At 73.7% G+C, this 6044-nt stretch carries 6 protein-coding genes and 1 pseudogene; 4 read left to right on the forward strand and 3 right to left on the reverse strand.

Annotated features, from left to right (window positions below; genetic code table 11):
• A partial coding sequence (locus JZ5iCDA_RS14760) for a metal ABC transporter ATP-binding protein (RefSeq protein ID WP_069387848.1) occupies positions 1 to 599 on the reverse strand: 599 nt, incomplete at its 3' end.
• Positions 596 to 1609 (reverse strand): metal ABC transporter substrate-binding protein, encoded by a 1014-nt coding sequence (locus JZ5iCDA_RS14765; protein WP_069387844.1) that lies wholly within the window; start codon positions 1607 to 1609, stop codon positions 596 to 598. The genes JZ5iCDA_RS14760 and JZ5iCDA_RS14765, both read right to left, overlap by 4 nt.
• 158 nt (positions 1610 to 1767) lie before the next feature.
• Here JZ5iCDA_RS14765 and JZ5iCDA_RS14770 point away from each other — a divergent pair, with 158 nt between their 5' ends.
• The gene (locus JZ5iCDA_RS14770; RefSeq protein ID WP_069387845.1) at positions 1768 to 3171 is read left to right on the forward strand and encodes a glycine--tRNA ligase; all 1404 of its coding nucleotides are present in this window, start codon (positions 1768 to 1770) and stop codon (positions 3169 to 3171) included.
• Positions 3172 to 3268: 97 nt separating this feature from the next.
• Here the strand turns inward: JZ5iCDA_RS14770 and JZ5iCDA_RS19060 are convergent, their stop codons facing one another.
• Positions 3269 to 3433, reverse strand: a complete 165-nt coding sequence (locus JZ5iCDA_RS19060; RefSeq protein WP_171905396.1) for a hypothetical protein — start codon at positions 3431 to 3433, stop codon at positions 3269 to 3271.
• A gap of 133 nt (positions 3434 to 3566) precedes the next feature.
• Here JZ5iCDA_RS19060 and dusB point away from each other — a divergent pair, with 133 nt between their 5' ends.
• The 3 genes and pseudogenes from dusB to JZ5iCDA_RS19065 all read left to right on the forward strand — a co-directional run.
• Complete coding sequence (dusB, locus tag JZ5iCDA_RS14775) at positions 3567 to 4793, forward strand: tRNA dihydrouridine synthase DusB (RefSeq protein WP_069387846.1); 1227 nt, start codon at positions 3567 to 3569, stop codon at positions 4791 to 4793.
• A 148-nt stretch (positions 4794 to 4941) separates the two neighbouring features.
• Entirely contained in the window at positions 4942 to 5742 is an 801-nt protein-coding gene (locus JZ5iCDA_RS14780; protein WP_069387847.1) for a hypothetical protein, read from the forward strand.
• A gap of 17 nt (positions 5743 to 5759) precedes the next feature.
• Positions 5760 to 6044: pseudogene (locus tag JZ5iCDA_RS19065) on the forward strand (hypothetical protein); the annotation flags it as partial.

Genomic DNA, 6044 nt, shown 5'->3' on the forward strand with positions numbered 1-6044 from the left:
AGCTCGTGCAGCACGACGAGCACGGTCAGCCCCTGGTCGACGAGGCGCGACATGGTCGCCGCGAACGCCTCCTGGCTCGGCTTGTCGACGCCCGCCACCGGCTCGTCGAGGACGAGCAGGTCCGGCCGGCGCACGAGCGCCCGCGCGATGAGCACGCGCTGCTGCTGCCCGCCGGACAGCTCGGCCGTGGAGTCGTCCGCGCGGTCGGCGAGCCCGACCTGCTCGAGCGCGTCGACGACGCGGTCGCGCCAGCCGCGCGGCAGCCGCAGGCGGCCACCGCCCAGGAGGCCGGACGCGACCACCTCGGCGGCGGTCGAGGGCATGCCCGACGGCGCGGCGACGCGCTGCGGGACGTAGCCGAGACGCCGCCACGGGACGCGCGGGCCGAGCGGCGCGCCGAACAGCTCGACGGAGCCCGCGCTGAGCGGCACGACGCCGACGAGCCCGCGCACGAGCGTCGACTTGCCGGAGCCGTTGGCGCCCAGGAGCGCGACGACCTCGCCCTCGGCCACGGTGAGGTCGATCCCGCGCAGGATCTCGCTGCCCCCGAGGCTCACGTGCAGGCCGCGCGCGGCGACCAGGGGTGCGGCGCCCGTCATGAGCACGCCAGCCCGGACGTGAGCGCCTCGAGGTTGGACTCCATGACCCCACGGTAGTCCGTGGCGTCCTCCGCGAGTCCCTCGAGCGGGTCGAGGACGGCGGTGCCGACGCCGAGGTCGTCGGCGAGGGTCTGCGTCACCTTGGGGCTGACGAGCGTCTCGAAGAAGAGCGTCGTGACGCCCGCGTCCTGGACGACCTGGCGCACCTCCCGCAGGCGGGCGGGGGAGGGCTCCGCCTCCGGGTCGATCCCGGAGATGCCGACCTGGTGGAGGTCGTAGCGCTCGGCGAGGTAGCCGAACGCCTCGTGCGACGTGACGAGCGTGGCGCCCGCGCACGGCGCGAGGGCCTCGGCGTACTCGGCGTCGAGCGCGTCCAGGTCGGCGGTGAGGGCCTCGGCGTTCGCGCGGTACTCCTCGGCGTGGTCGGGATCGATCGCCGACAGCTCGTCCGCGACCGCGTCGCCGACAGCGGCGAGCCGTGTCGGGTCGAGCCAGAAGTGCGGGTCGACCGCGCCATGGTCGTGGCCTTCCTCGCCGCCCTCGCCGTGCTCCTCCTCGGCGTGCTCCTCCCCGGCGTGCGCGGCGTGCTCCTCGGCGGTCTCGCCCTCGTGCCCGGCGCCGTCGGGGTGCTCCTCGAGGCCGGCAGGGCCGGCCGCGTCGACGACGTGGGCGGGCTCGCGCTGCTCGATCCCCTGGTCGACCGCGGTCTGGAAGCCGGAGAGGTAGACGACGAGGTCGGCGTCGCCGATCTCGCGGACCTGGGCCGGCGCGAGCTCGAGGTCGTGCGGCTCGGCGGCCGGCGGCGTGAGGTTGGAGACGGCGACGTGCTCCCCGCCGACGTGCTCGGCAACGTACTGCAGGGGGTAGAACGACGCCAGCACCTCGAGACGGCCGTCGCCGGACGCCCCGGTCTCGCCGGCGTCGCCGGACGAGCACCCGGCGACGATGAGCGCCGTGGCGGCGAGAGCGGACGCGACGAGCGCACGGCGGCGCGGGGCGGGACGGGTCATGTCTCCTAGTGTCCGCCTTAGTGAGAATCGATGTCAAAATTGCGTCCGGTGAGTCGTGTCACCGGCGGGTACGCTGGTCGGTCGGCGCCCTCACGGGTGCCCGTCCGAGCCCGTCCAGCCCCCACGAGCCACGTGCGGGGCCGTGAGCACCAGGAGTGATGACCGTGGCCGCTGCGCCCTCACCGTCCGCCCGACTCGACGCCGTCGTCTCCCTCGCCAAGCGGCGCGGGTTCGTCTTCCCCTCGGGCGAGATCTACGGAGGCACGCGCTCCGCGTGGGACTACGGCCCGCTCGGCACCGAGCTCAAGGAGAACATCAAGAAGCAGTGGTGGCGCGCGATGGTCACCAGCCGCGACGACGTCGTGGGCCTGGACTCGTCCGTCATCCTCCCGCGCCAGGTGTGGGTCGCCTCGGGTCACGTCGGCGTCTTCACCGACCCGCTCACCGAGTGCCTCTCGTGCCACAAGCGGTTCCGCGAGGACCAGATGATCGAGGAGTTCGAGGAGAAGAAGGGCCGTGCGCCCGAGGGCGGCCTCGCCGAGATCGTCTGCCCGAACTGCGGCACGCGCGGGCAGTGGACCGAGCCGCGCGACTTCAACATGATGCTGAAGACCTACCTCGGCCCGGTCGAGGACGAGTCGGGGCTGCACTACCTGCGCCCGGAGACCGCGCAGGGCATCTTCGTGAACTTCGCGAACGTCATGGGCGCCGCCCGCAAGAAGCCCCCGTTCGGCATCGGCCAGATCGGCAAGTCGTTCCGCAACGAGATCACGCCCGGCAACTTCATCTTCCGCACGCGCGAGTTCGAGCAGATGGAGATGGAGTTCTTCGTCGAGCCCGGCACCGACGCCGAGTGGCACCAGTACTGGATCGACCTGCGCACCGACTGGTACGTCGACCTCGGCATCTCGCGCGACAACCTGCGCCTGTACGAGCACCCGCAGGAAAAGCTGTCGCACTACTCGACCCGCACGGTCGACATCGAGTACCGCTTCGGCTTCACCGGCTCCGAGTGGGGCGAGCTCGAGGGCATCGCGAACCGTACGGACTTCGACCTGAAGACCCACGCGGAGCACTCGGGCAAGGACCTGTCGTACTTCGACCAGACCAAGAACGAGCGCTGGGTGCCGTACGTCATCGAGCCGGCCGCGGGCCTGACCCGCTCGCTCATGGCGTTCCTCGTCGAGGCGTACACGGAGGACGAGGCGCCGAACGCGAAGGGCGGCGTGGACACGCGCACCGTCCTGCGTCTCGACCACCGCCTCGCGCCGGTCAAGGCCGCCGTGCTGCCGCTGAGCCGCAACGAGCAGCTCTCGCCCAAGGCGAAGGACCTCGCCACGGAGCTGCGCAAGTACTGGAACGTCGACTTCGACGACGCCGGGGCGATCGGTCGCCGCTACCGCCGCCAGGACGAGATCGGCACGCCGTTCTGCATCACGGTCGACTTCGACACGCTCGACGACCAGGCGGTCACGATCCGCCACCGTGACTCGATGAGCCAGGAGCGCGTGGCGCTCGACAAGGTCACCGAGTACCTGGGCGGTCACCTGCTGGGCGCCTGACCGCCGCACCCGGCGCGCACGACGACGGGGCGGGACCTTCGCGGTCCCGCCCCGTCGTCGTGCGCGCGTCGCGCGCGGCGTGCCCCCTGCGGCTGCGTCAGATGTTCTTCACCGCGCCCTTGCCGCGTCGCAGGACCGCGAGCACGAGGCTCACGACGAGGATCGCGACACCGATCCACAGGAGCACCTTCGCGGCCTCGATCGCCACGCCCAGGATGAGCAGCACGGCGCCGACGATGACCAGGATCAGCCAGAGAGGCATGGAGTTCCTTTCGTCCCGATGTCGACCGAAATGCCGACCTGAGAACCCTCCCACGGGTCCGCCGATCTCGCGCGGCGAACGGGCACGAGGTGTGCACGGGCCGGTCGCGGACCGTCCGGGGACGGGTGGGAGAATGGGGCGCGTGAGTGCCTCCACCCCGACCCTCGACGCCACGGCAGCGGCCACGGCTGCGGCCTCCGCGACCGCGGATCCCGTGCTGCCGCCCCTGCGGATCGGCCCGCACACCGTCGACACCCCGGTCGTGCTCGCCCCGATGGCCGGGGTGACGAACCGGGCCTTCCGCACGCTGTGCCGCGAGCACGGTGCGGGGCTGTACGTCGCGGAGATGGTCACGAGTCGCGCGCTCGTCGAGCGCAACCCCGAGGCGTTGCGCATCGTCACGTTCGACGAGGGCGAGTCGCCGCGCTCGGCCCAGGTGTACGGCGTCGACCCCGCCACCGTGCGCGAGGCCGTGCGCATCATCGTCGCGGAGGACCGCGCGGACCACGTCGACCTCAACTTCGGCTGCCCCGTGCCCAAGGTGACGCGCAAGGGCGGCGGCGCCGCGCTGCCGTGGAAGCGCGAGCTCTTCGCCGCGATCGTGCGCGAGGCCGTCGAGGCCGCGCGCCCGTACGGCGTGCCCGTGACGGTGAAGATGCGCAAGGGCATCGACGACGACCACCTCACGTACCTCGAGGCCGGTCGCACGGCGGAGGACCTCGGCGCCGCCGCCGTCGCCCTGCACGCGCGCACGGCCGCCGAGCACTACTCGGGCACGGCCGACTGGTCGGCGATCGCCCGGCTCAAGGAGACGGTGACGAGCATCCCCGTGCTCGGCAACGGCGACATCTGGTCCGCCGAGGACGCCGTGCGGATGGTGCGCGAGACCGGGTGCGACGGCGTCGTCGTCGGGCGCGGCTGCCAGGGTCGCCCGTGGCTCTTCGCCGACCTCGCCGCGGCCTTCGCGGGCCGGCCCGAGCGCGTGCGTCCCGGCATGCGCGAGGTCGCGGACACGATCTACCGGCACGGCGAGCTGATGATCGAGTACTTCGACGGTGACGAGGGCAAGGGCATGCGCGACCTGCGCAAGCACATGGCCTGGTACCTCAAGGGCTACCCCGTCGGCGGCGACGCCCGGCGCGCGCTCGCGATGGTGTCCACGCTCGAGGAGCTGCGCGCGCTCCTCGACGCCCTCGACCTCGACGCTCCGTACCCGGGCGAGCCGGCGGAGGGCCAGCGCGGCCGTGCCGGGTCGCCCAAGACGCCGCACCTGCCTTACGGCTGGCTCGACTCGCGCGAGCTCGAAGGCGAGTTCGCCGAACGACTCCGCGAGGCGGAGCTCGACGTCTCCGGCGGCTGATCGACCTGCGGCGGCGGCGCGACGTGGGGAGCGGTCCCCATCGTCGTCCGGACGTCCGCGCTGCTAGCCTCCGCGATCGGGGCGGCCAGCCCGCGCGTCCGGACGACGCGCGACGAGACGACGAGGGGGCACGGTGCGTGCGCTGCGTGTGACGAGAGGGGCGTGGGCCCGTGCGGTCGGGCTCGCCGGGGGACCGTCCGGTGACGGCCCGGCCGGCGTCGACGGGACCGAGGGCGACGAGGCCGTGACGGCCGAGCTCCTCGAGCACGGGATCGTCGACGAGACGGGCGTGCTGACCGCGGCGTGGTCCGCCGCCCTCCGCGACCACCTCGCCGCGCCGGTCCGCGCGACGCTCCGCGCCCGCTCCGGCGAGACCGGGGCGACGACCCGGCTGTCGCTCGTCGAGGACCGGGTCCTGCTCGTGCACGACGCCGTGCGGGGCGAGCTCGGCCCGCACGAGCTCGAGGTCACGGACGTCTCGGCGTACGTCGACGTCGTCCTCGTGCGCGTCGACGACCTCTGGCCGGCCCTGGTCCGCTTCCTCCCGCCGCTCGAGCAGCTCACCGCGGGAGCGCGGCCGGGTCCGCGGCCCGCGGACCTCCCGCGGACGGTCCTCGGCTCGCGGGACGCCGAGCGGCTGCGCGACGGCGAGGACATGGCGGCGCTCCCGCCGGCCGCGCGCGCCGTCGCCGAGGACGAGGAGGCGTCGCTCGTCGTGCTCGTCGAGGCGTGGCCCACGCCCGCCGCGCCGACCGTCGTGTGGTCGCGCTGGTGGTCCGTCGCGGGCAGCAGGCTGCTCGACGTCCAGCTGCGCGACGACGACGTGCACCTCGTCGAACGGCCGCCGGGGTCCGTGGCGGCCGAGCTGCGCTGGGCGCTCGTCGGCGCGATCGACACCACCGCGCCCGTCGCCGACGGGTCCGCCACTGCCAGGGGCGGTGCGCGATGACCACGAGCATGTGGGGCATGGACATCGCTGCGGTGCGCGGGCTCGGGGACAGCCTCGACCGCGCCGCGGACGAGCTCGAGACGACGCGCGACCAGGTGAGCGCCCGCATGACGCTGTCGTTCGGCGCCGGCCCCGACATGGACGCGTTCCGCTCGCGGTGGAGCGGCGAGCTGGCGCCGTCGCTCACGCGCGTGTGCGCGACGCTGCGCGCGGCCGCGGGCGACGTCCGGCGCGACGCCGACCAGCAGGACTCCGCCTCGGGCGACGGCGTCGGCGGCGGTCCGGGCCCCGGCGGCGCCGGA

This window comes from Cellulosimicrobium cellulans, assembly GCF_001722485.1.
Lineage (GTDB): Bacteria > Actinomycetota > Actinomycetes > Actinomycetales > Cellulomonadaceae > Cellulosimicrobium > Cellulosimicrobium cellulans_A.